The sequence below is a fragment of the Brevibacterium sp. MGP-B1 genome (assembly GCF_057766545.1).
Genome location: NZ_CM173407.1, coordinates 300,392 through 324,529 on the forward strand (window position 1 = coordinate 300,392; position 24,138 = coordinate 324,529).

Sequence of the window (24,138 nt, forward strand, 5' to 3'; positions counted from 1 at the left end):
GGGAAATCGGGGGTAGCCACCGCGCATTTGTCGTGGTATGACTCACATGATTTCGATGGTTGCGCGGCGACGGAAGGGCCGCCCCGGCGGGGGACTGAGGAGTCTTCGACGTGCCTGAGAATGCGCATATGAGTGCACAGGAGGCCTGTGTTCTGCAAGGATGGGGTCAGAGTCTGTCGGGATCCGTCCCGCGCGGACACGGAAACACTGTTAGCTTTTCCCCGAGATCGACTGGAGTCAGCGATGAGTTCGCCGCAGCATCCAACCGGGTCCGGGCCACAGCCGTGGCAGGATCAGCCCCCGCAGTACCCGAGCCAGAACGCGCAGCAGCCCGGTGGTCAGCCGCCGGCCTACGGTTCGGGACCAGGGCAGTTCGGTTCGGCTCCCGGGCCGGGCTATGGTTCCGCACCGGGACCCTATGGTTCCGCACCGGGACAGCCCGCCGCACAAGGACCCTATGGTTCGGCCCCGGCCCAGTACGGTTCGGGACCTGGCCCGTACGGTTCTGCTCCCGGTCAGTACGGATCGGCGCCGGGACCTTATGGTTCGGCTCCGGGGCAGGGCCAGTTCGGTCAGGCGCCTGCGCCGAAGCAGAAGACCGGCCCGGGAATCCTCGGCCCGCTGACTCTGCGCGATCTCTTCCTCCTGTTCGCCGGACTGCTCGCCTTCATCGCATTGTTCGTGCCGTACCGGGCTTACGATTACGGCCTCGGCAGTGAGACGACCACTCTGTGGCACTGGAACGTTGCGGACATGGGCGCGCTCGTGTTCGGAGTGCTCACAATTCTGCTCATCGTGGCGGCCGTGCTCGTCAACAAGCTCGGCAACAGCCGACTGCGGGTCGGATCGCTCAGCCTCGACCAGTTCATCGCCGTGCTCTCGGCGATCGCCTTCACCTATGTGTTCGTCGATCTGCTCACTTCGGCGGTCTACTGGCATGTGGGTTCGTACCTGACGTTCTTCGCCGGCCTCATCGCGTTCTTCGCCGGAGTATTCACGATGCTGCCGTTCTTCGCCAAGGAATTCGCCGGCCGCGAGGACATCGAAACCCACCCGAAGGCTCGCCCTGTCGCCAAGCACACCCAGCATCCGGCACCAGTGGCCAATGTGCCCGGTGCTGCCAGCCCGGGCACCGGTGCACCCGGATTCGCGCCTTACGGAGCGGCTCCGGCCGGTGCGGGACAGGCGGGGCCCGGTCAGCCGGATCAGTTCGGCCAGCCGGGCGGCCCGGGACAGTCCGGCCAGCCGACTCAGTTCGGTGCACCCGGACAGCAGGACCAGTTCGGCGGACCAGGGCAGTCGGACCAGTTCGGCGGACCAGGACAGTCGGGTCAGCCTGTACAGCAGGGTCAGCAGGATCAGTTCGGTCAGTCGGGTCAGTTCGGTGGTCCGGAACAGCAGAACCAGTTCGCCGCTCCCGACCAGCAGGCCCAGACTTCCGACCAGCAGGCCCATCCCAGCCCCTACGCTCCGCCGCAGGAGCAGGACGCCGAGCGTTCGGCCAGTTCCTTCGCCGCGCCTGCCGCCGGCGCATCGGATGAGCCGTCGGCCGACGGACCGGTGCACAGCACCGGTGACGGACAGACCTATCTGGGTCGTCACGATTCGGACGCCCCGCAGCATTCGCAGAGCGAACCGACTCAGGCATTCGGGGTCGGAGCCGGCCAGCCGCAGACCGATGCGACCGGAGACCAGACCGCCGCTGCGGGAAACCAGGCTGCCGAGTCGGGCGGTCAGCCTGCAGCGCCTGACGCCCAGTCCACGCAGTCAGATGACACGTCACACACGGGCGCCGCGGCCGCTGCCGCAGGTGCCGGAGTGATCGGTGCCGGTGCTGCCGGCGTCGCTGCCGCGCATTCGGATTCCGAACGTCGCCGTGGCCGCCACGCCGCTCCCGAAACGGACTCTGAAGCGGACTCCGAAGCGGAATCGACGTCGGCTGCTCAGAAGGATGAGGCGAACCACGACAGGTCCGCGGACAGGTCCACGGCCGCCTCGGCGACTTCAGACGAGACCGAGGCCGAGGCCCCAGCGGTGGTGTCACCAGCAGAGAGCAGCGATCTGGTCTCCAAGGTCAACGCCAAAACGTCCGACACTAACGCCGCCGAAGGTGCGAACCTCGCCGGCGCGGATTCGGCTGCACAGTCCTCGACCGATGCCGATCAGGCGTCGACAGCAAACGCGTCGGAGAACGCGACTTCGGCAGATGCGTCGTCGAACGCTTCGCCATCGGATTCCCCGGCATCGACCGACGGAACCACGGCGCAGGGCTCGGACGATGCAAACATCCGCTCCACCGAAGCCACCGTCGTCAGCACCCCGGCCGACGACAAGGTCGTGTCAGACGATGAACCCACGTCAAATGGCAAGACGGGCGCGGACGACGACGAACAGGCGACCGCTGTGATGGAGCCGGCAGACAGCTCGGAGCGGACCACGGCTCCCGAAAGCGAAGAGCCGACTCAGTACGTTCCCGTGGCCGACTATGCCAACCGGCCGGAGACCGACGGGGGCGCTGAGAGGTCGAACGACGAGACCATGGCACAGACGGCCGTCGACAACCAGCCGGTGCCCGCCGGTTTGGGGCAGAACCGGTCCGGCAGTGCGCCGAACGACGGACGGAACGCCGATCAGGACAACGGTCAGGCTGAGAACCAGGACGGTGGACGCTCCATCATCCAGGCCTTCTGGTTCGCCGTTCCCGAACCGCGCGAAGCCGTGGACGAGACCACCGGAATGCCGGTGTTCACGATCTACCCCGGCGACTGGTACCTCAGCCTCGAGGACAACGGATCCTGGTTCAAGGTCCGCGACTCCGACGGCAGCACCACGGGCATCCTGCGCAATATCGAAGGAATCCAGCGCGGCTGACCCGACTGGAATCCACTCACGCGTCAACGCTGTGGACAGACCCCGGTCGAATCGGTGCCCACCGGCACCACATGATGTGACCGGCCGGTCGGCCCACCACGGCTGACGTGGACGGAGGCCGCCGACTGCCGCTAGGGGCGCCTCCTGTGACTCAACCTCACAGGAGGCGCCCCTTCGTCGTGCCATCCACAGGGCAGCACTCCGGTCTGGCCGGTGACAGCCGGGCGGATCCAAGCTCGATGCATGCAGGTAGCCCTCATCACCGACCTCGGAGCGATCACCGAAGAATGCGCCCGAGTGGCCGAAAGCATCGGCATCTCGCTGACCGTCCTGCCTCCCGACTCCGGAGGCTGGCAGTCCGCATCGCTCATCCTCCTCGGCGAAGACGTCCGCGAAGCCCCCGCCACCGACCGGGCAGACACGATCCTCGTCGTCCTCGACGATGACGAACCCTCCTCGACCTGGGCGAGGGCCGCCCACCTCGGCGTCGACCAGCTCGCCGTGCTGCCTGCTGCTGCGGAATGGCTGAGCGGGCGGATGATCACCGCTGTCGAACCGCCGACGGCACCCGGGACCACGGTCGGCGTCGTCGCCGGATGCGGTGGAGCCGGAGCCTCCGTGCTCGCCTGCGCACTCGCCCGGCGGGCCGGAGCCGATCACAGCACTGTCCTCGTCGACGCCGACCCGCTCGGAGGGGGACTCGACCTCGTCCTCGGTGCCGAACAGGCGCCCGGCCCCCGATGGACCGACCTCAGTGCCTCCCGCGGACAGCTGCGCCCCTCCACCCTGGCCGAAGCGCTGCCCCGCCACGACGGACTCGCCCTTCTGTCCTGGGGGCGAGACGACACCGTCGACCTCGATCCGGACGTCTTCGACGACTTCCTCGCCGCGGCCGGCCAGGCCTTCGACCTCGTCATCGTCGATCTGCCCCGCCACGCCCCACCGCAGTGGACCCGGCGCTGCCATCATGTCCTCCTCGTCTCCCCGGCCCGGGTCAGATCCGCCGTCGCCTCCTCCCAAGTGGCCAAGCGGCTCTCCCAAGCCCACCCGGATGTGCGCCTCGTCGTCCGTGAAACCGGGGCCGGCGGGCTCGACGCCGACCTCCTCGCCGATTCCATCGGGCTGAGCCTGGCCGGAAGCATCCGCGACGATCGGGGCCTGTCCGCCGCCGTCGACCGCGGAGAGGGAATCCCAGGTGGTGCGCACCTCGGCCGCCTCGTCGACCGATTGCTGGGGGAGTGGGTGGAATGAGCGAATGGCTCGACGCCTCGCTCGTCGCCGATGTCCGCAAAACGCTGCTCGACAATCCGGGGCCGGTGACCACGGCCGCCGTCGCCGAGGCGGTCCAGCGCACCGGTCGCGTGCTCGGGTCCTCCGCCCTGCTCGAACTCGTCACCCGGCTGTCCGCGCAGCTGTCCGGGGCCGGGCCCCTGCAGTCCGTGCTCGAGGTGCCCGGCACCACTGACGTGTTCGTCAACGGGCCGCGGGAGGTCTTCGCCGACATCGGTGACGGTCCCCAGCTGCTCGACCTGACCCTGGGATCCGAAGAGGACGTGCGGTCCTTGGCGGTGCGTTTGGCCGCCCTCGGCGGACGCCGCCTCGACGATTCGTCCCCCTATGTCGACGTTCGCCTGCCCGACGGGGTGCGGATGAACGCGATCGTCCCACCGATCTCCGGGGAGACGACGACGATCAGCTTCCGCGTACCCAAACGCGCCGGATTCTCCTATTCCCAGCTCTGCGCCGAAGGGTTCGTCCCCGATGAGATCAGCACCCTCGTCGCCGAGGCGGTCACCTCGCGGGCGAACATCCTCGTCTCCGGAGGAACGGGCACGGGAAAGACCGTCCTCCTCGGCGCTCTGCTGTCGCTGGTCGAACCGATCCAACGCATCGTCATCGTCGAGGACTCCCGCGAGCTCATCGTCGCCCACCCGCACACCGTGCAGCTCGCCGCGCGTCAGGCCAACGTCGAAGGCGGAGGCGAAGTGACCCTGACCGACCTCGTCCGCAACGCCCTGCGGATGCGGCCCGACCGCCTCGTCGTCGGGGAATGCCGCGGTGCCGAGGTCCGGGACATGCTCACGGCCCTCAACACCGGGCACGAGGGTGGGTGCGCGACGATCCACGCGAACACCGCCGAGGCCGTGCCCAGCCGGGTGGCCGCGCTCGGTGCGCTGGCGCAGATGAGTCCGGACGCCGTGTATTCGCAGTTCTCCACCGCCATCGACCTTGTCATCCATCTGCGTCGCACGGGTTCCGAGCGGGGAGTCACGGAACTGGCGATCCCGACGCGGACCGGATCCGAGGGAGTGGTGATGGAACCGGTGTGGGGTCGACCCTCGCCGTCGACGGCCGGCACAGTCAATCGGCGTGCCCTGGCCCGGTTCGAAGCCGTGCTCGAACAGAAGTCCGCGCAATGATCGTCGTCACCGCCATCCTCATCGCGGCGGGGATCGTCCTCGCCGCGCCCCCGGACCCGGGCTCCAGGCTGAGCGAGCTCTTGCCCCGTGGCGAGGGCGGAGAATCGGTGCGGAAAGGGGTGCGTGCCTTCTTTCGCCGAGGCGGTCATACTGCCGATGATCAGGCCGAACGTCTGTGGGCGATCGCCGCCGTGGAGAACTGCGCCCACCTGCTCAAGGTGGGGATGACCCCGCAGGCGGTGATGAGCACGCTGAGCCGCCGCAACGACGCCCTGACCCCGATCTCACGAGCCATCTCCCTGGGTGAGGAACCCGGACGCGCCATCGCCACCCGCAGCTCCGGACTGTCGGAGACCGCCGCTCACGTGCTGTCGGGAATGGCCGCTGTGTGGACGGTGTCCGAACGCTCCGGAGCACCGGCAGCGGAGATGATCCTCAGGTATGCGGCAGCGCAGAGAGACGCCCTCGACGCCGAACGCGAACGCCGCATCGCGATGGCCGGACCGAGGTCGACGGTGCGGGTGCTCAGCTGGCTGCCGCTCATCGGCGTCGGTCTCGGCCTGCTCATCGGCGTCCGCCCTCTGGAACTCATCACCGGACTGCCGGGACAGCTGAGTATCGGTGCCGGCCTCCTCCTGTACGGGGTCGGCCGGTGGTGGATGCGGACGATGATGCTCAGGGCACAGAGATGACCATGCTGATTGTGCTCATCGGTGTCTGCGTCGGACTCGGCGTGCTCCTGTGGTCCGGTCCGACCCGCGGGAGACTGCAGAGCCTCCTCGGCGAGGGCCGATCCGTTCCCACCGACACCGAGGCAGCTGCCAGGGAGGCGGGAACGCCGGAGTCGGGGACGGCAGGAGCGGTGGCCGATGATCAGCTGGCGTTCGACCTCGACCTTGTGGCGATCTGCCTGACCTCCGGTCTGCCGATTCCCGTGGCGCTGACCCTGACCGCCGAGGCGACCGACGACCGGTCGGGCCTGCAGAGGATCGCCCGTGCGATGACGATCGGAGGGCGCAGGCTCGCCGACGACGATCGTCTCCTGCCGGTGCTCGAGGTCTTCGAGTTCTCCGAACACACCGGCGTCGGCCCGGCACCTCTCATCGAGTCAGTGGCCGAGGAGCTGCGGGCTTCGTCCCGCCGGCGTCGGCAGGAGGCGGCCGCCTCTTTGGGTGTGCAGCTGGTGCTGCCCTTGGGCGTGTGCATTCTGCCGGCGTTCCTGCTGCTGTCTGTCGTTCCGGTCGTCATCTCCCTGCTGACCGACCTCACGACAGTGTTCTTCTGAAGTGGTGACCGGGTTTTCAGACTCGACCGATAGGCTCGGGACATGGCACCGGTCACACCTTTCAATCAGCTGTCCAATGTCGAACAAGCCGAGGACTACGCCGAGAATCTCTTCGTCGGTCGATCCGTGCGTCTGCGGCCGCTGAGGGAGGATGATCTGCCGTACCTCGAACAGTGGTGGTTCGATCCCTCGATCGTCGTCCTGCAGAATCACACGGTTCTGCCGCGGCCCGAAGGTGGTGTGTCCGAGCAGTTCTCGCAGTGGAGCGCGAACACCTCGAGCGAGGCAGTCGGCTTCAGCATCGAGCTGACCGAAACCGAGGAGTTCGTCGGCCATGTCACCCTCTACGGACGCAGTCCCATCAACCAGTCCGCCACTCTGGCGATCGTCCTCGGCCCTGAATTCCACGGTCGCGGATACGGCTCGGATGCCGTGCGACTGGCCGTGAAATACGGTTTCCTCCAATTGGGACTCAACCGCATCGAGCTGCAGACCTGGGCGTTCAACACCCGTGGAATCGCCTCCTATACGAAAGCCGGATTCGTCGAAGAAGGCCGTCGACGCGAAGCCGTGTTCTTCAACGGACGGCGCCACGACGAAGTCATCATGGCCATCCTCAGAGACGACTGGGCCGGCAACAGCTGATGCTCGGGCTGCGCTGACTCGCACGCCGTTTCCTGTGGACGGCGCCTCCACTCACACACGGTGAGCCTGTGGACGCAGAACGCGTTTCCACAGGTGCGAATCCGGCTCTGGACACGGCAGCGTGCCGAATCCCAGGCTGAAGGTCCGCTCGCAGAGTGCGAACGGGGTTTCAGCCAAGGAGGAGAGCATGGCCACCACATCACCGTCCCCGCAGATCGAGGACCCGCCGACCGGGCACGTGGAACCGGTCGAGGACCACAGCGAGATCGAACAGTTCTGGGAACCCGACGCCGGAGCGACCACAGCCGAATATGCGATCACCACTCTGGCCGCGTGCGGATTCGCCGCACTGCTCGTCGTGGTCCTCAAATCCGAACCGATCAAGGAACTCATCACGGGGGTCATCTCCTCGGCGCTCGGTCTGGGAAGCTGAACCGTCATGGCACGCGGACGCTCCCGTCAGCGGCAGCGAGGATGGGATCGCGATGCGGGAACGGCGACGGCGGAATTCGCCGTCGTCATGCCGGCTGTCGTTCTTCTCATCGTGCTGCTCGCGGGAGCCGCCGCTGTCGGGTTCTCCCAGCTGCGAGCCTTCGACGCGGCACGGTCCGCGGCACGTGAGATCGCCCGCGGCGAACCACAGGCCGCCGTCGTGTCCGAGGCGAAGAAGCACGCCGGTGACTCCTCCTCGGTCCGTGTGCGAGCCGACGGCGGGTACTCGGTCGTCACGGTCACGATCGAGCTGCCGGCCGCGATCTTCTTCCTCGACACCGTCGACGCGGATGCCACCGCACGGTTCGAAGGGGACAGAGGCGGACCGTCATGACGAACATCGTCGTGGGACTCTGCTCGATCGTGCTCGTCCTCGTCACCGCCATCGGCAGCCTCGGGCAGGCCTTCGTCGCCCACAGTCGGGCACAGAGCGCCGCGGACCTGGCGGCGCTCGCCGCCGCGGACGCCGTGCGCGGACTGGCCACCGGGGAACCGTGTGAGACGGCGAAGGAGGTCGCGATTCGCAACGGCGGCCACCTCAAGGACTGCCGTGCCTCATTGAGTGAGCAATCCGCCTATGTCGTCGTCGAAGTCGACATCCCGGGGCCTCTGCCGAAGGTCAGAGAGGAGGCGGTCGCCGGGAAATGAGGGGGATCGCTACCTGAGCACGGTGCGCAACAGCCGCAGCGCAGCGTCCTTCTCCAACGGTTCGTTGCCGTTGCCGCACTTCGGCGACTGCACACACGACGGGCAGCCGTCGATGCACTCACATGCGGCGATGGCGTCCCTGGTCGCTCCCAGCCATTCTTCGATGACCTCGCTGCCGCGTTCGGCGAAACCGGCACCACCGGCCAGACCGTCATAGACGAACACAGTCGCCAGTCCGGTGTCGGCATGCAGAGCCGTCGACACCCCGCCGATATCCCAGCGGTCACAGCCGGCGAAGAGCGGCAGCAGACCGATCGAGGCATGCTCGGCGGCATGGACGGCTCCGGGCAGGTCTCCGGAGACGACTTCGGCCTCGTCGAGGACGCTCTGCGGAATCGTCCACCACACGGCCTTCGTCCGCAGCGTGCGCTCCGGCAGGTCGAGCTCATGCTCGGCGATGATCGCTCCACCGCGCTTGGCCCGCATCCGGTAGGCGACGACCTGATCCTTGACGTCGACGGTGCCGCTGCACACAGCCACCCCGGAGGGCAGAACCCGCTGCGCATCGGTGTCGACGATCGAGATCTCCGTCTGCGAACGCGGCTGGGTCGTGTAGTCGACCTCGGCACGTTCGACGGCGACGATCCGGTCCTCGAGGTCGAGATCGAGGACGGTGAAGTCGATGCCCTGATGCGTGTACACCGCGCCCGGATGGGCTCCCGTATGTGCACCCGATTCGTCGACCGTGCCCAGCAGAGTGCCGGTGCTCGCTTCGACCAGGCTGAATTGGCCGCCGCCGGAACCGCGGATATCGGACAGGTCGGTCGCCGGTTGGTCTTTTGCCCAGAACCATCCGGTCGGCCGTGCCCGCAGCATCTTCCGCTCCACGAGATCGTCGATGACCTCGGACGAATCGTCCGGGAAGTGCACGAGATCGGCCGCCTTCAGAGGCACCTCGGCGGCGGCCGCACACAGGTGACCGGAGAGCACATGCGGATTGCCCGGATGGATGACGCCGGCGTCGACGGGGGAGTCGAAGATGACTTCGGGATGGTGGACGACGAAGGTATCGAGCGGATCATCGCGGGCGATGAACACAGCCGTCCACCGTTGCCCGGCTCGGCCCGCGCGTCCCGCCTGCTGCCATAGGGACGCCAAGGTCCCCGGCCAGCCGGAGATGATGACCAGGTCGAGTCCGGAGATGTCGATGCCCAACTCCAGAGCATTCGTCGACGCCACGGCCAGCAGCTGACCCGACCGCAGAGCCGTCTCGAGCATTCTGCGCTCTTCGGCCAGATACCCGCCCCGGTACGCCGCGACCTTGCCGGTCAGGGTCTCATCGACCTGACCCACCTGGTCACGGACTGTCTGCGCCAGCGCTTCGGTGCCGCGGCGGGAGGCGATGAATGTGATCGACCGATAACCGGCGCACATGGAATCGGTGATGACATCGGCGGCCTCGACCAGACCGCTGCGTCGGTCCCCACCCGGTGACACGGGAGGCTCCCACAAGGCGAAGCTGCCGGCGGCACGTGGGGACGAATCCTCGGTCACTGCGTGAGCCGTCCGCCCGGTCAGCTTCGCAAAGGCCACGTCCGGGTCCGCCATCGTCGCCGAGGCTCCGATGACGACCGGGGCAGCACCGTAGTGGGCGGCGATGCGCAGCAGGCGGCGCAGGACGAGTGCGACATGGGAGCCGAACACTCCGCGGTACCGATGGGCTTCATCGATGACGATGAAGCGCAGGTTCTTGAACATCCGGGCGAAGCGCTCGTGCTGGGGCAGAATGCTGCGGTGGAGCATGTCCGGGTTGGTGAAGATGATGTTCGCATGCCGTCTCGCCCAGTCCTTCGAGACCTGTGAGGTGTCCCCGTCATAGCTGGCGGGACGCATGCCCTGGATGACGAATCGTTCGAGTTTGGCCAGCTGATCGGCGGCCAGAGCCTTCGTCGGAGCGATGTAGATCGCCGAGGCGGTGCGCAGCTTCCCGCGCGTCGATTGGATCGCTTCGAGCACCGGCAGCCAGAATCCCAATGACTTGCCCGACGCGGTGGGGGTGGCGATGACGACGTCGGAACCGTCCCTGGCCGTCTGCGCCGCCTCGAGCTGATGCTGCCACAGAGCGTCGACGCCGATGGAATGGCAGGCGTGCTTGAGCTCCTCGTCGATCCAGTCCGGCCACTCGGCATCCCGTTCGAAACGCTGCGGGATATCGCGGACATGGACGATCCGCTCATCCCGGGCACCGAAACCGGTGACGATGTCGAGAAGAGCAGAGGAGGCCATGAGTCAATTATGGCGCAGTCGCTAGGATTCTTCTGTGACTGATCTGCCGTTGGCCCACCTGGGCGAGACCCTCTACCGTTCCGGATACACCGAACCACGGCTGCGCCGATTCTGGGGTGGTCCGACCTCGGAGGCGCTGCTGCGCAACAACGCCGCACCCGCCATCCACCACTGTGCCCGGACGCTGGCGGACCAGTCGTCGACGGTCGCCGACCGGGCCTTGGCCAGCGCGGCGCTGCTCTTCCACTTCCACCGCACAGTCCCGGTCACTGAGGTCCGAGCCCTGCTGGGGGAGTCCTTCGACACCGCCGCCGAGGCGGGGCTGATCACCGTGGACGATGACGAGGTGACCGCCCCTTTCGCCCTGACCCCCTTTGATCTTCCCGTCGGTGTCCCGCGCGGTTTCCGTCCCGGGGACGAGAATCTCTACCTCGTGGCCGATCACGGCACCTTGACCACACCGGATGTCCTCGACGGCGAGTTCGTGCTCGGACTCGGCGGAGCCGGCCGGACACTGGTGTCGATCACCCCGCGCGACCGCGTCGGTGTGGCCGCCGACATCGGCACCGGCTGTGGAATCCAAGCTCTGCTGCTGGCCCGACACAGCGACCGAGTCATCGCCACCGACATCTCCCACCGTGCCCTGCGTCTGGCCGAACTCTCGGCCGGACTCAACGGTGTGACGACGATCGAATTCCGGCACGGCTCGCTTCTCGAACCATTGCATGAACCCGTGGATCTGCTCGTGTCGAATCCGCCGTTCGTCATCACCCCGCGCAGCACGGACACCACCTTCGAATACCGGGACGGCGGGATGGCCGGGGACCGACTTGTTCGGGAGCTCTTCACCCAGATCCCGGAGAACCTCACTCCGGGCGGACGCAGCGTCTGCCTCGGAAACTGGGAAGCCGCCTCGGGGAAGGACGAAGGACCGGAGACCTGGGTCGGTGATGACGACACGTCCGTGTTCGTCATCGAACGCGAGGCCCTCGACCCCATCGCCTATGCGGAAACGTGGATCCGCGACGGCGGGATCCCTCGCGCCAGCACCGCCTGGAACGACGCAGTCGCCGCATGGCTCGACGACTTCGCCACCAGAGCTGTGGACGAAGTCGTCTTCGGGTACGTGCTGATGGCGAAGTCCGATAACGATGTGCCAACGATTGGTTTCGAAGATCCCGTGATCGGCGGCGCCGCCTCGGACGTCGGCCGTGGACCGTCGGGGACGGCCGAGGGAGTGTTCAAGAGCCGGGTCAGAGTCACCTCGGCGCCGGCGAACAATCCGCACGGACTCGCAGAGTTCCTCACCACGATCATCGCGATCCGGTCGTGGCTGGCAGCGGCCGGACCGGAGGAGATCGCCGCGACTGCTTTCACCCGCTCACCCGACCTCGTCGAACATCGCCATTTCGTTCCCGGAGCCCCGGAACCCAACTCGATCACCTTGGAACAGGGGATCGGCTTCGGACAGGTCTTCGACCTCGATACGGCACTGGCCGGATTCGTGTCCGTCGCGGATGGGACGCTGACCCTGCGACAGACGGCCGGGGCCTTGGCCCAGCTACTCGAGGTCGATCCCACGGCTCTGGAAGATCAGCTCGTCGCGCAGGTCAGAGCCCTGTGCGCGGCGGGTGCACTGCTGCCCGACAGCGGTGATCTCGGGAGCTCGGCGACTGGGACGTCGGCGGAATAGGGATAGGATCGGAAACCGTTGACCCCGTGTCCGAGCCGAGATCGGACGAGGTCCGGGCAGCATCCGGGCCGCAAGTGCCGATGAGGAACGTGTCCGTTCAACAGTGTTACATTGGGCCGGATCGTCCGTTGCAGCGGGCAGCTGATGCCGTGAGAGGAATGTGAAAGCGTGACCACAACCGAGAAGAAGCCCCGTCGCCTCGTCATCGTCGAGTCTCCGACGAAGGCGCGAACGATTGTGGGATACCTCGGCGACGGTTATGACGTCGAGGCCTCCGTCGGTCATATCCGCGACCTGCCCACCCCTTCGGAGCTGCCCGCCGATATGAAGAAGGGGCCGTACGGAAAGTTCGCTGTCGACGTCGACAACAACTTCGATCCCTATTATCGGATCGATCCGGGCAAGAAGAAGAAGGTCACCGAGCTCAAGCGTCTGCTCAAGGACGCCGACGAACTCTATCTGGCAACGGATGAGGACCGCGAGGGAGAGGCCATCGCCTGGCATCTGCTCGAAGTCCTCAAACCGAAGATTCCGGTCAAGCGCATGGTCTTCCACGAGATCACGCCTGAGGCGATCGAACGGGCCCTGGAGAACACCCGCGATATCGATTCCTCGCTCGTCGACGCGCAGGAGACACGCCGCATCCTCGACCGTCTCTACGGCTACGAGGTCTCACCCGTGCTGTGGCGCAAGATCCGTGCCGGGCTCTCGGCCGGACGTGTGCAGTCCGTGGCCACCCGCCTCGTCGTCGAACGCGAACGCGAACGCATGGCCTTCGTGCCCGCTGACTACTGGGACCTCGATATCGATCTCGGTCTGCCGGACGGGACGAACCCGTTCGCCGCGAATCTCACCACCCTCGACGGATCGCGGGTGGCCAGCGGCCGTGACTTCAACGACAAGGGCGAGCTGAAGAACACCTCGGCGACGATCGTCGACCAGGCGCGAGCGGAGTCGTTGGCCACGGAGCTGAACGGCAGCGCCAAGGATGCGCTGACGGTGGCCGCGGTGGAGTCGAAGCCGTACTCCCGGCGCCCGGCCGCACCCTTCACGACCTCGACCCTGCAGCAGGAAGCCGGACGCAAACTGCGCATGAGCGCTCGTCAGGCCATGCGCACCGCTCAGTCGCTGTACGAGCACGGCTACATCACCTATATGCGTACCGACTCCTCGGCGCTGTCGGGTCAGGCCATCGCCGCCGCCCGCAAGCAGGTGACCGAACTCTATGGTCCCGAATTCGTTCCGCAGTCGCCGCGCCAGTACGCGAGCAAGCAGAAATCGGCGCAGGAGGCCCACGAGGCGATCCGTCCCGCCGGTGACTCCTTCCGCACCCCGGCACAGGTGTCCAAGCAGCTCAACGGCGACGAGTTCCGTCTCTACGACCTCATCTGGAAGCGCACCGTCGCCAGCCAGATGGCCGATGCGAAGGGCAAGACCGCGACGATCAAGGTCAGCGCTGCTCTCGCCGACGGCCACGAGGCCGGTTTCAGCGCCAGCGGCACCGTCATCACCTTCCGCGGGTTCCTTGCCGCCTATGAAGAGGGCCAGGACGCGTCCCGCTACGACACGAAGTCCGGAGAATCGCGGCTGCCGCAGGTCGAAGAGGGCCAATCGCTGTCGGTCGTCAAGGCCGAAGCCGACGGCCACACCACCGCTCCGCCGCCGCGCTTCACCGAGGCCAGTCTGGTCAAGCAGCTCGAAGAGCTCGGCATCGGCCGACCCTCGACCTATGCTGCGACGATCTCCGTGATCCAGGACCGCGGCTATGTGACGACTCGCGGCAACGCATTGGTACCCAGCTGGTTGGCGTTCTCCGTCGTCCGCCTGCTCGAAGAGCACTTCACCGGTCTGGTCGACTACGCGTTCACCGCTGATCTCGAATCCGAACTCGACCGGATCGCGATGGGCGAGGAGGATCGCAACGACTGGTTGGCCGGATTCTACTTCGGTGACAAGACCCAGGACCGTGAAGGACTCAAAGCCATCGTCGACGACCTCGGCGATATCGATGCCCGCGAGGTCAACACCGTCGCCATCAGCGAGGGCGTGAACCTGCGCGTGGGCCGCTACGGTCCCTACCTCGAGGTGGCTTCGGAGATAGACGGAGAGGACCCGAAGCGGGTCTCCGTCCCCGACGATCTGGCACCCGATGAGCTGACAGCGGCGAAGGCAGCCGAACTCATCGAATCCCAAGGCGACGGCGACCGCGAGCTCGGTGTCGATCCGGAGACCGGACACACCATCGTGGCGAAGAACGGTCGTTTCGGACCCTATGTCTCCGAGGTGCTGCCCGAACCCGAGGAGAAGCCGAAGCGGGGCGCGAAGAAGCCGAAGCCGCGCACAGGTTCCCTGTTCAAGTCGATGGATCTGAACTCGATCGACCTCGAGACCGCGCTCAAGCTGCTCAGCCTGCCGCGCGTGGTCGGTCAGGACGAAGAGGGCACGGACATCACCGCGCAGAACGGCCGCTACGGGCCGTACCTGAAGAAGGGAACCGACTCCCGCTCTCTGACCGATGAGGAGCAGATCTTCAACATCACCCTCGAAGAGGCGCTGAAGATCTACTCCGAGCCGAAGCAGCGCGGCGGTCGTCGTGCCGCGGCACCGCTGAAGGAACTCGGCGAGGACCCGGAGACGAAGAAGCCCGTCGTCGTCAAGGACGGTCGCTTCGGACCGTATGTCACGGATGGTGAGACGAATGCGACCCTGCGCAAGGACGACTCCGTCGAAGCCGTGACGCTCGAACGCGCCGCGACTCTGCTCGCTGAGAAGCGCGCGAAGGGACCGGCGAAGAAGAAGGCTCCGGCGAAGAAGGCCCCCGCCAAGAAGACGGCTGCGAAGAAGACGACGGCAGCTAAGACGACAGCCGCGAAGAAGACCACTGCGTCGAAATCAACAGCGTCGAAGACCACCGCCGCGAAGAAGACGACGGCTTCCAAGTCGACTGCGTCGAAGACCCCGGCGGCGAGAACTACGGCTGCGAAGAAGACGAGCACGGCCAAGCCGAAGACTCCCTGAGCCGACGTCCGCCGAGCCCGCGGCGGTCACCTGTCACTGCTTTCGCCACCTGCCTGATGGTCCAGGCAGGTGGCGAAAGACTTTTCTTCTCCCGTGACCCGTGACACCCCGTGGCCTGTGATTGTTGGGTCGATCCAGCAGTGATTCTGGGACGAGGTCAGCAGTGCCTCAGGGGCGAGATCAGCCGCGCGACGAATCCGCGAAGTCGGTGAGCGCCTGACCATCGAGGCGGTAGGTCTCCCACTCGTCCTGCGGCTTCGCGCCCAGCGATTCGTAGAATCCGATCGACGGGGTGTTCCATTTGAGCACGCACCATTCGAGCCGCGTCAGTCCGCGCTCCTGGCAGATCTGCGCCAGCCGACCGAGCAGGGCCTTTCCGGCTCCCGAGCCGCGATGTTCGGGCAAGACGAAGAGGTCTTCGAGCCAGATGCCGTTCCTGCCCGTCCAGGTCGAGAACGAATGGAACCAGATCGCGATGCCGATGACCTCGCCGTCCGCCTCGGCCACGAGACCGAACGTATTCGCGTGACCATCGTCGGGGAACATCACTGCCGCGAAGTCCGGCTCGGTGGCCTCGACCGCATCTGGTTCCTTCTCGTAGACGGCCAGCGCATGGACAAGCCGCAGGATGTCGGGCAGATCAGAGCGTTCTGCTTCACGGATGGTGACGGTCATGGTGTGTGCTCCCAAAGTCGTTCGGTCAAAGGAATTCAGTCTCCGCAGTTCGCGCGCTGTCCCGGCCTGTGCCGTCCACAGCTTTCGCCGACCTCAGAGTCTGTGCTTGTCCGCGTGGGCGGCTACTTCGGCCAGCTCCTCGGCGGTGGGGGACAGGGGCGAATCCGGATTCGAGGCGGCGTAGAAGGCGGCGAACGCCTCGGCGACGGAATCGATCGTCACTTCCGGATGGACCTCGCTGATCGATCCGCCCGTGGACGGATCCCAGTCGATTCCGAGAGCCGCTTCGACATCGGTGAGCACCGCACGGATCGGATCCGGGTCCTCGACGACGACGGACGACGAGAACAGCCAGGCACCGGAGACCACACGTTGGGCGGTGCCGATCGCCTTGATCCGCCCAGCCACGTTGACACTGTGCTCACCGGGACAGTATTCGCCGGGAATCTCGCCGAGGCGGGCATCGATGCCCAGCCCGCGCAGCACCTCGACATAGTCCTGTCCGAAACCGGTGAACCGTGCGTTGGTGTTCGTGATGAATGAATCACTCGGTTCGATGTGATCGATGACCAGCGAACCCGGATGGTACGCAGCCGCGCGCCCGCCGAGGCTGCGCAGGGCAGGCGTGAAACCGTGATCCCGGGCCGCTTCGATGGCGGCGGCGAAGCCGGGCAGGAAACGATCCCTGGCACCGAACGCCAAGGTCGGGGCCGGTCGGTACATCCGCAGAGTCGCCCCGCGGCGTCCGGCCTTGACCGAATCGAGGAGGACGCGGGCGAATGCGAGTTCCTCCACGGGGCCCAAGCCTTCTGCCGCCACCGTGGTCATCGCCAGTGAGTCTGTGTGCACGAGTTCAAGGGTAGAGGATCGGCAGGCTCCGGTCGGGTTCGGGTTGTCGCAGATCGCACTCGTTTCCAAGAGATATGTCAGTTCGGCCAGATAGTGTAGGGCTGTGAGCATGTTGACGACTACAGGACACCGACTGCCCGGAGCCCCCGGCCGCCTGGTCACCGAGACCGCCGCCTGGGGTGCCCTGATCGTTCTTGTCGCGATCAGCTATGTCGTGGCAGGAACCAGCGGACTCGTCGCGACGGTGGGCGGGCGCGCCTACACCGCCATGGGGGAGTCTCTCAGCGCCGGAGGTTTCGACAATCAGTTGGGCAGTCTGTCGCTGCTCATCGTCTTCGCCCTCTCCTGCGCAGGTCTCTTCATTCCCGCAAAGGTCTTCGCCTCCCGACCGCCGGCGGTGCGCAAGACCGCTCTGAGCATTTCAGCGATCGTCGAAGCCGCGGCCCTCGTCGTCCTCAGCCTGGCTCCCAGCGCGTGGCTGACCTGGGTCGCGGCACTGTTCCTCGGCGCCGTGGTGGGTCTGCTCATGAGCATCAACCCCTTCAGACACGAGAAGCCGTGGCGCCGTGTCGGCATTCCTGCGGCCGCCCTCGTCTTCGTCTCCTGCGCTTTCCAGATCCTCGGTGGCTCTGCAGCGGGAACCCAAGCGCTCGGCTGGGTGTCTCTGCTGGTGGGCATCGGCATGGCCGCCGGGTCCGTCATCATCTTCCTCACCCCCGAACGTGCCCTGCACGCAGAGTCCGCGACGACCGGGCAATTCCCTGAACACAAGGCCCGGGTCGCCCGCCCCGCCGAGGCGATCGCGAACCCGTGGGTGTGCATCGGCCTCTTCGCCGTCCTCGGCGCGACCTTCATGCTTGCCCAGCCGACGGCGATCGGCCACGGCTATGGTCAGGCCGGTTTCGCGCTCATCATCGCCTGCTGCCTCGTCGGCTGGGCCGTCGGATTCGAGATGGGGCCGACCTTCGCCCCCGGAATGTCCCGTCCGCGCGTGTCCACTTTCGCTCTGCTCGTCTCAGGTGTGCTGCTGCTCGCCACCGGCGCCATCAACGAACTCTCCGGCAAGGTCGTGCTCTCGGCCGCGATCGCGTTCCTCGTCGGCATCGGCGTGCGCGCCCAGCCCTATGACTTCTCCCGCCGCTACGGTGCCGTCGCGGGCGCCGGTCTGGCCTTGGTGATCAACGCCCTCGATCTCGGCGGCACGGTCGAAGTCGGTTCAAGTCCTGACTGGATCCTGGCTCCCAGCGACGTCGCGTTCCTCATCTTCGGCATCGCCGCACTGGTCGCCGGAGTCATCGGACTCTTCACCTTCGACCCGCACAGACTGCAGGGCCTGTCCGTCGACATCGTCCACGGATTCCGCCCGCCCAGCCAGCCAGAGGCCGCGGCCGGCGGACTCGGGAACTCGGCCGAACGCCTCGGCGCCGGATTCTTCATTGCCATCGAAGGCGGAGACGGTTCCGGCAAGACCACACAGATCAAACGCATCTCCGCGGCTCTGGCCGATGACGGCTATCACGTGGAGGCCACACGCGAACCCGGTGGCACCGAACTGGGCACGAAGATCCGTTCCGTTCTCTTCGACTCCGACCCGCCGAGCCCGCGCACCGAAGCACTGCTCTTCGCCGCCGACCGTGCCCACCATGTGGCATCCCTGGTCGACCCCAGCCTCGACGCCGGAAACATCGTCATCACCGACCGGTACATCGATTCGACGATCGCCTACCAGGCAGCCGGTCGCAGCTTCGACGAGAAGACGATCCTCGCGCTGAGCCGCTGGGCCACCCAGGGGCTCGTGCCCAACCTGACGATCGTCCTCGACATCGAACCCGAGGTCGCCGCCGAGCGGATGGGCAAACGCGGCGACAGCAACTACCTCGACGAAGAGAACCAGCAGTTCCACCAGCGAGTCCGCCAGACCTATCTGTCCCGTGCGCACAAGGAACTCGACCGCTACGTCGTCCTCGACGCATCGGTCGACGCCGATGAGCTCACCGAGCAGATCCTCGCAGCCATCCGCGCCCGGCTTCCGCAGACCCTGGTCAAGCGCGACACCGGCACCGAGGCGGCCCCCGCCTCAACATCGAATGCTGAGCCCGACAGTGGCCCGGAACGCAGCTCCGTGCCGATCGCTGCCGTGGCCGCCGGAACCGTCCCCGCCGACGGCGCGGTCGAGTCGGACGACGACAAAGACGAAACGCCCTCTGCTGACGGCTCCGCAGAAGTGGTCGGTGCACCTGAGACTGAGGACGACTCTGTCGACAGCCGCAATACGGCAGATGGCTCCGCGGAGGAAGACACCGATGCGGACGACACCGACGAACGCGCTACGAGCGTCGATGACGCGGTGCACGAACGTGGTCCGCGTTTCGTGCCCGCCTCCGGTGATCGTTTCGTCCCCTCTGCCGTCACCGACGCCGAGGCCGAGATCTCGGGCGCTGTTCCCACCGAACGCGTCGACCTCGGAGCGGATCTGCGAGAGGACCCGACCGCCTCGGCGAGTGCGGAATCATCCGGCGCTTCCAGCGCTTCGGCGGCCGTGGGTGAGGCCGCGGACCGGGATTCGGAGAATGACGAGGAGGATCTCCCGTCGTTCCTCGAGCAGAAGGGTGCGCGCCGACCCGACGAGGATGACGCCACCACGGTGCTGCCGACCCACGGAACCACCTCCGAGGCGATCATCGATGACACCGACGATGCCGATGGTGTGCCGACGGACCGAATCGCCACGGATGAAGACGCGGAAACCCGCATCGTCAACCGTGTCGATCCCGAAGACGCCGAAACGCGCGTGGTTCACCGGGCCGATTCGAGTGCCGAGGCAGGTGCGGTTGACGCAGACGAGGACTCGGCCGATGCCGGGGATGCGGAGACCACGGTGCTGCCGGTCCGCAGTGCCCGGGAGATGAGCCGTGAACGGCTGCAGGCGCAGGCCGAGATCGAGCGGCAGGCACGGGAACGTCTGCGCAGGCAGCGCGAACGCAGCAACCGCCGTATTACCAACCCGGAGGATTCCTGAAGTGAGCGTCTTCGACGAACTCGTCGGCCAGGATGACGTCGTCACCCAGCTCGGCTATGCCCTGGACAACCCGGCGGCGATGACCCATGCGTGGCTGTTCACCGGTCCTCCCGGCTCAGGGCGATCCAATGCGGCTCGGGCCTTCGCCGCGGCCCTGATCTCCGGTGGCACCGAATCGAACGAGGTGACCGCCAGGGTACTGTCGGGGCATCACGAGTCGCTGACGATCATGTCGACGCAGAAGTCGGTCATCTCGATCGAAGAGGTCCGCGAACTCGTATCCAAGGCTCAGGCGTCGCCGGTGAACTCGAAATGGCGTGTCGTCATCATCGAAGATGCCGATCGGATGATGGAGCGCACGGCGAACGTGCTGCTCAAAGCCATCGAAGAACCTCCTCCGGGAACTGTGTGGCTGCTCTGTGCACCGAGCCCGATCGATGTGCTGACCACCATCCGATCGCGGTGTCGCCCGGTACGACTGCGGATTCCTTCTCGGGAGGCCGTGGCACAGCTGTTGATTCAGCGTGACAGTGTCTCGGAGGATCGTGCCCATTGGGCTGCGGCCGTGGCTCAGAACCACATCGGGCGGGCGAAATACCTGGCGCTCAACGAGTCGGCCGATGTCGAACGCAAACAGATCCTCGCCATCCCCGGCAAGCTCACCTCGGTGGGGGCGACGATTCGTTTGGCCGGTCGCATCGTCGACGCAGCGGCAGAGACCGCGAAGTCACGAGTCGAAGAGCGCAATGCCGCCGAGCGGACTCAGCTTCTGACCACATTGGGGGTCGAAGGGGAGAAGACGATTCCGCCCTCGGCCAGAGCACAGATCAGAAAGCTCGAGGAAGAGCAGAAGCGCCGTTCGGTGCGGGCCCGTAACGATGAGCTCGACCGGATCTTCCTCGAACTCATGAGCCTCTACCGCGACATCCTCATGTACCAGCTGGGGATCCGAGACGGATGGATCAACGCCGGCGAAGTCGATCTCATCGCCGAACAGGCGAACCGGGACGGCCCCGACACCACTCTGCTGCGCATCGATGCGATCGCCGAGGCCCGGCAGCGCCTGCAGACGAACATGTCGCCCGTGCTCATCGTCGAAGCAGCCTTCGTGCTGCTGTCGAACCCCTGGCTGCAGGAAGACCGCACCGGCGCGATCTGATCGCCGACGGTCGAGCGCGCCGGAGGAGTGGCCGAAGACGCTCAGCCGTCGCCGAGGAGTCCTGCGACGAGTGCCGCGGTGAGTTCGATGCGGCGGGGAATCCAGATCTGCAGAGCGTGTTCGGTCCGGGCGTGGGAACCTCCGCCGACGGTGCCGAGGCCGTCGAGTGTCGGCGTCCCGACTCCGGCGGTGAAGTTGCCGTCCGACCCGCCGCCGACTGCGACCGACCGCAGCGGGGGATGCCCGAGTCGTCCGGCCAGTCGTTGGGCACGGGCGTAGAGGCCCATCGCCATGTCCTCTTCGAGCGGGGCTCGGTTGATTCCGCCCTTGAGTTCGATCTTCGCACCGGCCACGCTGGGCGTCAGGGCACGCAGAGCCTCATCGATGCGCACCTGTTCATCCGCCGAGGCAGCTCTGGAGTCGACGCCGACGACGGCTTTGGCCGGCACGGTGTTCGTGGTCGATCCGCTGGCCATCACGGTCGGGACGACCGAGGTCCCGACCGAGGGTTTGTGCAGTGCAGCGATCTCGATGACCTGGTTGGCCACTTCGATGGTGGCGTTGATGCCCTTCTCCGGTTCGACTCCGGCATGCGATGCCAGACCGGTGACTTCGAGCTGGTAGATCGCCACGCCTTTGCGAGCGATTTTGACGGCGCCGTCGGCGGCGCCGCTCTCGAACACGAGGGCGGCCTCTGCCCCATGCGCTTCGTCTTCGATGATCTGCCGGGAACCAGGGGAACCGAGTTCTTCATCGGCAGTGATGAGGAGGCTGACGCCATCGAGATGGCCGAGTTCGGCGCGGACCTTCGCCAACGCGTAGATGGCGATGAGCAGTCCGCCCTTCATATCATCGGCGCCGGGCCCGCGAACAACTCCGTCCTTGACCGTATACGGAAAATCAGCGAGCGTTCCCGTCGGCCAGACGGTGTCGTGGTGGCCGATGAGCACGACCTTGCGCGGGCCGGTGCCGAAGCGCCACAGCACATGCGGGTGGCCGTCAGTCTCGATGATCTGGGGTGCGGCACCGAGCATTCCGGTGCCGATTCTCGAGACGAGTCGGGCGCTGCGGGCCAGTGAAGAGAGGTCGTTGGAGAACGACTCGCATTCGATGAGCGCCTGGAAATCACTCATGAAGTCGTCGGAGTCGATCTCTGCCATTTATGTCTCACCTTCTCGCTTGTCAACCAACTGTCCTTTCAAGGTTAACGGGTGCCGAGATGCAGCCCGGCGGCACCCGCGCGGAGGCGGGCCAGGTGGTCAGTTGTCGTCTTCCGGCGAGGGGGTGACGCAGCTCTCTGCCTTAACCGCCCAGGAGGGTGATCGTCGTTTTGACCGTTGGCAGAGAAGTTGGCTAAAGTTGGTTCGGTTGCCGCCTTAGCTCAGTCGGCAGAGCGATTCACTCGTAATGAATAGGTCGCGGGTTCGATTCCCGCAGGCGGCTCGGCAACATCACCCCAGGTCAATGGCCTGGGGTGTTTCCGTTGCTGGCACCGTCCTCCTCTCCACGTGTGCCCCCGGTGTGCCCCGGGCTGTTTAAACGGTCTAATCCGGCTCGGTCAGCGACCGTTCCGAGATGCTGAACATACAAATTCGTTGTGCTGATAGAGGCGTGTCCGGCCCAGGCCTGAACAGTCGCAGCATCCACACCACGGGCGAGCCATAGGCAAATGGCTGTGTGCCGAAGATCGTGGATTCGACGGTTCATGGCCGTCTGAGACCAATGTGCTGCCTTCTTGAAGCCGGAGGCATGTAACCGTGCTCCGGTGCCAGACGTGAATAGCGGGTCATCTCCGGCCTTGCCAACAGAACATGCCTCGACTAGACGCAGAACGCGATCCGCCACCGGAACCGTACGCGCGCGTCGACCTTTCGTAGTCTTGACGGCGACACCCTCCGGCGCAGCTCTCCGCACCACCAACACAGGAACAGGCACACGAGAGAAGTCTGCAACGGTCACCGCACGCAGCTCGGACCACCGCAAGCCAGTCCAGGCAGCAATGAGCACCAGGTCCGCAGCGCGATCATCGTGGACACGAATAGCTGAAACGACTTCTTCCAACTCAGTCTCAGTCAAGGGCTTCATCCGTCCAGGTTCGGCATCCTTACGTGGCACCTGACTACCATTGACCGGATTCGCGACGATGCAACGCTCGGCGACGCACCAGCCAAAGAAGCTGGCGAGACTTGCTCGAAATCGGCGAACACTCGCCTCGGCATATTTGACCGACCAGCCATTGAGTACTCGTTGCACGTCCCTGTCGGTAACCGAGCCAACTGCGCGAGCTGTAAATGCTCCGGGCAGTCGTTGCACCATTGCCGCGTCAGTATGTGCTGTAGTTGCCGCGACAGTCTGTGTGCGTTCCTCCAACCACGGAGAAAGGAGTGAACTCACCGATTGCTTTCGAGCAGACAGGTCGACTCCACCGGCTAATGCGGCCTTCTGGCGCTGTTCCCAGGACTTGGCCTCACGCTGTGTATTAAACGTGGCTCCATCGACATACCGCCGTCCTTGCTTCACGACCGCACGCCAACGACCTGAAGGCTCTTTGCGAACAGCCATACTCAGCAGCTCGCCTGTTCTTCAAGCCAAACCTCGACATCTTCACGACGATAGCGAGGACTCGAATCGCCCAATGCGACCCAACGTGGCCCCTTCCCAGACTGCCGCCACCGGCATAGCGTTGCAGGACTCGTAGCCAACCACTCAGCCACATCACGAGCCGTCAGCAGCCGGTCCATCATTTGCGACTCCATATCGACCAATCCTTAAAACTTGCGATCCGCTGCGCCTGCCCGGCGAGGGGCACCCTCGAAGCTCGTTCCTCGCTCCGAGGCTATTGATGAGTGACGGGACACCAGCACGATGTCTAACGACGATTCGCATTTGCGCAGGAGCCTCTCGATTCGTTCCTGGTCCTCAATCTCCACGACGCACGCGACCCACTCGCGCAGTGCTGCCACGAGGTCACCGGCCTCAAGGTGGCTCAGCGGACTGTATGAACAATTCGACTCAGGCATTGTCATCACCTTCGGTCTCGTGCGCTGGCTTCCTGAATGACTCTGCAATCGACTTTAC

At 65.8% G+C, this 24,138-nt stretch carries 19 protein-coding genes and 1 tRNA gene; 14 read left to right on the forward strand and 6 right to left on the reverse strand.

The window, feature by feature from the left end; translation table 11 throughout:
- Positions 1 to 243: 243 nt before the first annotated feature.
- The 9 genes from AC3CD9_RS01340 (at position 244) to AC3CD9_RS01380 (ending at position 8,361) form a co-directional block, all read left to right on the forward strand.
- Complete coding sequence (locus tag AC3CD9_RS01340) at positions 244 to 2,871, forward strand: hypothetical protein (protein ID WP_488365959.1); 2,628 nt, start codon at positions 244 to 246, stop codon at positions 2,869 to 2,871.
- Between the two features lie 243 nt (positions 2,872 to 3,114).
- The gene (gene ssd / locus AC3CD9_RS01345) at positions 3,115 to 4,122 is read left to right on the forward strand and encodes a septum site-determining protein Ssd (RefSeq protein ID WP_488365960.1); all 1,008 of its coding nucleotides are present in this window, start codon (positions 3,115 to 3,117) and stop codon (positions 4,120 to 4,122) included.
- Positions 4,119 to 5,291 carry a TadA family conjugal transfer-associated ATPase gene (locus AC3CD9_RS01350; RefSeq protein ID WP_488365961.1) on the forward strand — a complete coding sequence of 391 codons (1,173 nt, stop codon included), beginning with the start codon at positions 4,119 to 4,121 and terminating at the stop codon, positions 5,289 to 5,291. Before ssd ends, AC3CD9_RS01350 begins: the two co-directional genes overlap by 4 nt.
- Positions 5,288 to 5,983, forward strand: a complete 696-nt coding sequence (locus AC3CD9_RS01355) for a type II secretion system F family protein (protein WP_488365962.1) — start codon at positions 5,288 to 5,290, stop codon at positions 5,981 to 5,983. Before AC3CD9_RS01350 ends, AC3CD9_RS01355 begins: the two co-directional genes overlap by 4 nt.
- Positions 5,980 to 6,576, forward strand: coding sequence for a type II secretion system F family protein (locus tag AC3CD9_RS01360; RefSeq protein ID WP_488365963.1), 597 nt, complete (start codon positions 5,980 to 5,982; stop codon positions 6,574 to 6,576). The genes AC3CD9_RS01355 and AC3CD9_RS01360 overlap by 4 nt, the downstream gene beginning before the upstream one ends.
- 42 nt (positions 6,577 to 6,618) lie before the next feature.
- Positions 6,619 to 7,221 (forward strand): GNAT family N-acetyltransferase, encoded by a 603-nt coding sequence (locus AC3CD9_RS01365; protein WP_488365965.1) that lies wholly within the window; start codon positions 6,619 to 6,621, stop codon positions 7,219 to 7,221.
- A 187-nt stretch (positions 7,222 to 7,408) separates the two neighbouring features.
- Complete coding sequence (locus AC3CD9_RS01370; protein ID WP_139468701.1) at positions 7,409 to 7,654, forward strand: DUF4244 domain-containing protein; 246 nt, start codon at positions 7,409 to 7,411, stop codon at positions 7,652 to 7,654.
- 6 nt (positions 7,655 to 7,660) lie between these two features.
- On the forward strand, positions 7,661 to 8,047 hold the full coding sequence (locus AC3CD9_RS01375) for a TadE family protein (protein WP_139468700.1): 387 nt from the start codon (positions 7,661 to 7,663) through the stop codon (positions 8,045 to 8,047).
- Positions 8,044 to 8,361 carry an Rv3654c family TadE-like protein gene (locus tag AC3CD9_RS01380; protein ID WP_101545727.1) on the forward strand — a complete coding sequence of 106 codons (318 nt, stop codon included), beginning with the start codon at positions 8,044 to 8,046 and terminating at the stop codon, positions 8,359 to 8,361. Before AC3CD9_RS01375 ends, AC3CD9_RS01380 begins: the two co-directional genes overlap by 4 nt.
- Before the next feature lie 9 nt (positions 8,362 to 8,370).
- Here the strand turns inward: AC3CD9_RS01380 and AC3CD9_RS01385 are convergent, their stop codons facing one another.
- Positions 8,371 to 10,647 (reverse strand): DEAD/DEAH box helicase, encoded by a 2,277-nt coding sequence (locus tag AC3CD9_RS01385; protein WP_488365966.1) that lies wholly within the window; start codon positions 10,645 to 10,647, stop codon positions 8,371 to 8,373.
- A 34-nt stretch (positions 10,648 to 10,681) separates the two neighbouring features.
- Here AC3CD9_RS01385 and AC3CD9_RS01390 point away from each other — a divergent pair, with 34 nt between their 5' ends.
- Positions 10,682 to 12,340: a DUF7059 domain-containing protein gene (locus tag AC3CD9_RS01390; protein WP_488365967.1), complete on the forward strand. Its 1,659-nt coding sequence runs from the start codon at positions 10,682 to 10,684 to the stop codon at positions 12,338 to 12,340.
- A gap of 168 nt (positions 12,341 to 12,508) precedes the next feature.
- Entirely contained in the window at positions 12,509 to 15,358 is a 2,850-nt protein-coding gene (topA, locus tag AC3CD9_RS01395) for a type I DNA topoisomerase (protein WP_488365968.1), read from the forward strand.
- A gap of 180 nt (positions 15,359 to 15,538) precedes the next feature.
- On the opposite strand, the gene AC3CD9_RS01400 is transcribed toward topA, so the two are convergent.
- Both AC3CD9_RS01400 and AC3CD9_RS01405 read right to left on the reverse strand, forming a co-directional pair.
- On the reverse strand, positions 15,539 to 16,033 hold the full coding sequence (locus AC3CD9_RS01400; protein WP_488365969.1) for a GNAT family N-acetyltransferase: 495 nt from the start codon (positions 16,031 to 16,033) through the stop codon (positions 15,539 to 15,541).
- Positions 16,034 to 16,126: 93 nt separating this feature from the next.
- Positions 16,127 to 16,882 (reverse strand): lipoate--protein ligase family protein, encoded by a 756-nt coding sequence (locus AC3CD9_RS01405; protein WP_488365970.1) that lies wholly within the window; start codon positions 16,880 to 16,882, stop codon positions 16,127 to 16,129.
- A gap of 109 nt (positions 16,883 to 16,991) precedes the next feature.
- On the opposite strand from AC3CD9_RS01405, the gene tmk reads away from it, so the two are divergent.
- Both tmk and AC3CD9_RS01415 read left to right on the forward strand, forming a co-directional pair.
- Entirely contained in the window at positions 16,992 to 19,901 is a 2,910-nt protein-coding gene (gene tmk, locus AC3CD9_RS01410) for a dTMP kinase (protein WP_488367484.1), read from the forward strand.
- A 1-nt stretch (position 19,902) separates the two neighbouring features.
- Complete coding sequence (locus AC3CD9_RS01415) at positions 19,903 to 21,060, forward strand: DNA polymerase III subunit delta' (protein ID WP_488365971.1); 1,158 nt, start codon at positions 19,903 to 19,905, stop codon at positions 21,058 to 21,060.
- A gap of 41 nt (positions 21,061 to 21,101) precedes the next feature.
- Here the strand turns inward: AC3CD9_RS01415 and AC3CD9_RS01420 are convergent, their stop codons facing one another.
- Entirely contained in the window at positions 21,102 to 22,220 is a 1,119-nt protein-coding gene (locus AC3CD9_RS01420) for a M20/M25/M40 family metallo-hydrolase (RefSeq protein ID WP_488365972.1), read from the reverse strand.
- 210 nt (positions 22,221 to 22,430) lie between these two features.
- Between AC3CD9_RS01420 and AC3CD9_RS01425 the strand changes: the two genes are divergently transcribed.
- A tRNA-Thr gene (locus AC3CD9_RS01425) sits at positions 22,431 to 22,503 on the forward strand.
- Between the two features lie 18 nt (positions 22,504 to 22,521).
- On the opposite strand, the gene AC3CD9_RS01430 is transcribed toward AC3CD9_RS01425, so the two are convergent.
- Together AC3CD9_RS01430 and AC3CD9_RS01435 are read right to left on the reverse strand one after the other, a co-directional pair.
- Positions 22,522 to 23,622, reverse strand: coding sequence for a tyrosine-type recombinase/integrase (locus tag AC3CD9_RS01430; protein WP_488365973.1), 1,101 nt, complete (start codon positions 23,620 to 23,622; stop codon positions 22,522 to 22,524).
- A gap of 2 nt (positions 23,623 to 23,624) precedes the next feature.
- The gene (locus AC3CD9_RS01435; protein WP_488365974.1) at positions 23,625 to 23,816 is read right to left on the reverse strand and encodes a helix-turn-helix transcriptional regulator; all 192 of its coding nucleotides are present in this window, start codon (positions 23,814 to 23,816) and stop codon (positions 23,625 to 23,627) included.
- Positions 23,817 to 24,138 lie beyond the last annotated feature (322 nt).

What these genes read in the sequence shown, in the direction of transcription:
- AC3CD9_RS01385 (WP_488365966.1), bottom strand. Translation starts at nt 10,647, where the DNA reads ATGGCCTCCTCTGCTCTTCTCGACATCGTCACCGGTTTCGGTGCCCGG.
- AC3CD9_RS01400 (WP_488365969.1), bottom strand. Translation starts at nt 16,033, where the DNA reads ATGACCGTCACCATCCGTGAAGCAGAACGCTCTGATCTGCCCGACATC.
- AC3CD9_RS01355 (WP_488365962.1), top strand. Translation starts at nt 5,288, where the DNA reads ATGATCGTCGTCACCGCCATCCTCATCGCGGCGGGGATCGTCCTCGCC.
- AC3CD9_RS01340 (WP_488365959.1), top strand. Translation starts at nt 244, where the DNA reads ATGAGTTCGCCGCAGCATCCAACCGGGTCCGGGCCACAGCCGTGGCAG.
- AC3CD9_RS01350 (WP_488365961.1), top strand. Translation starts at nt 4,119, where the DNA reads ATGAGCGAATGGCTCGACGCCTCGCTCGTCGCCGATGTCCGCAAAACG.
- AC3CD9_RS01435 (WP_488365974.1), bottom strand. Translation starts at nt 23,816, where the DNA reads ATGGAGTCGCAAATGATGGACCGGCTGCTGACGGCTCGTGATGTGGCT.
- tmk (WP_488367484.1), top strand. Translation starts at nt 16,992, where the DNA reads ATGTTGACGACTACAGGACACCGACTGCCCGGAGCCCCCGGCCGCCTG.
- ssd (WP_488365960.1), top strand. Translation starts at nt 3,115, where the DNA reads ATGCAGGTAGCCCTCATCACCGACCTCGGAGCGATCACCGAAGAATGC.
- AC3CD9_RS01380 (WP_101545727.1), top strand. Translation starts at nt 8,044, where the DNA reads ATGACGAACATCGTCGTGGGACTCTGCTCGATCGTGCTCGTCCTCGTC.
- AC3CD9_RS01375 (WP_139468700.1), top strand. Translation starts at nt 7,661, where the DNA reads ATGGCACGCGGACGCTCCCGTCAGCGGCAGCGAGGATGGGATCGCGAT.
- AC3CD9_RS01420 (WP_488365972.1), bottom strand. Translation starts at nt 22,220, where the DNA reads ATGGCAGAGATCGACTCCGACGACTTCATGAGTGATTTCCAGGCGCTC.
- AC3CD9_RS01370 (WP_139468701.1), top strand. Translation starts at nt 7,409, where the DNA reads ATGGCCACCACATCACCGTCCCCGCAGATCGAGGACCCGCCGACCGGG.
- AC3CD9_RS01360 (WP_488365963.1), top strand. Translation starts at nt 5,980, where the DNA reads ATGACCATGCTGATTGTGCTCATCGGTGTCTGCGTCGGACTCGGCGTG.
- AC3CD9_RS01430 (WP_488365973.1), bottom strand. Translation starts at nt 23,622, where the DNA reads ATGGCTGTTCGCAAAGAGCCTTCAGGTCGTTGGCGTGCGGTCGTGAAG.
- AC3CD9_RS01365 (WP_488365965.1), top strand. Translation starts at nt 6,619, where the DNA reads ATGGCACCGGTCACACCTTTCAATCAGCTGTCCAATGTCGAACAAGCC.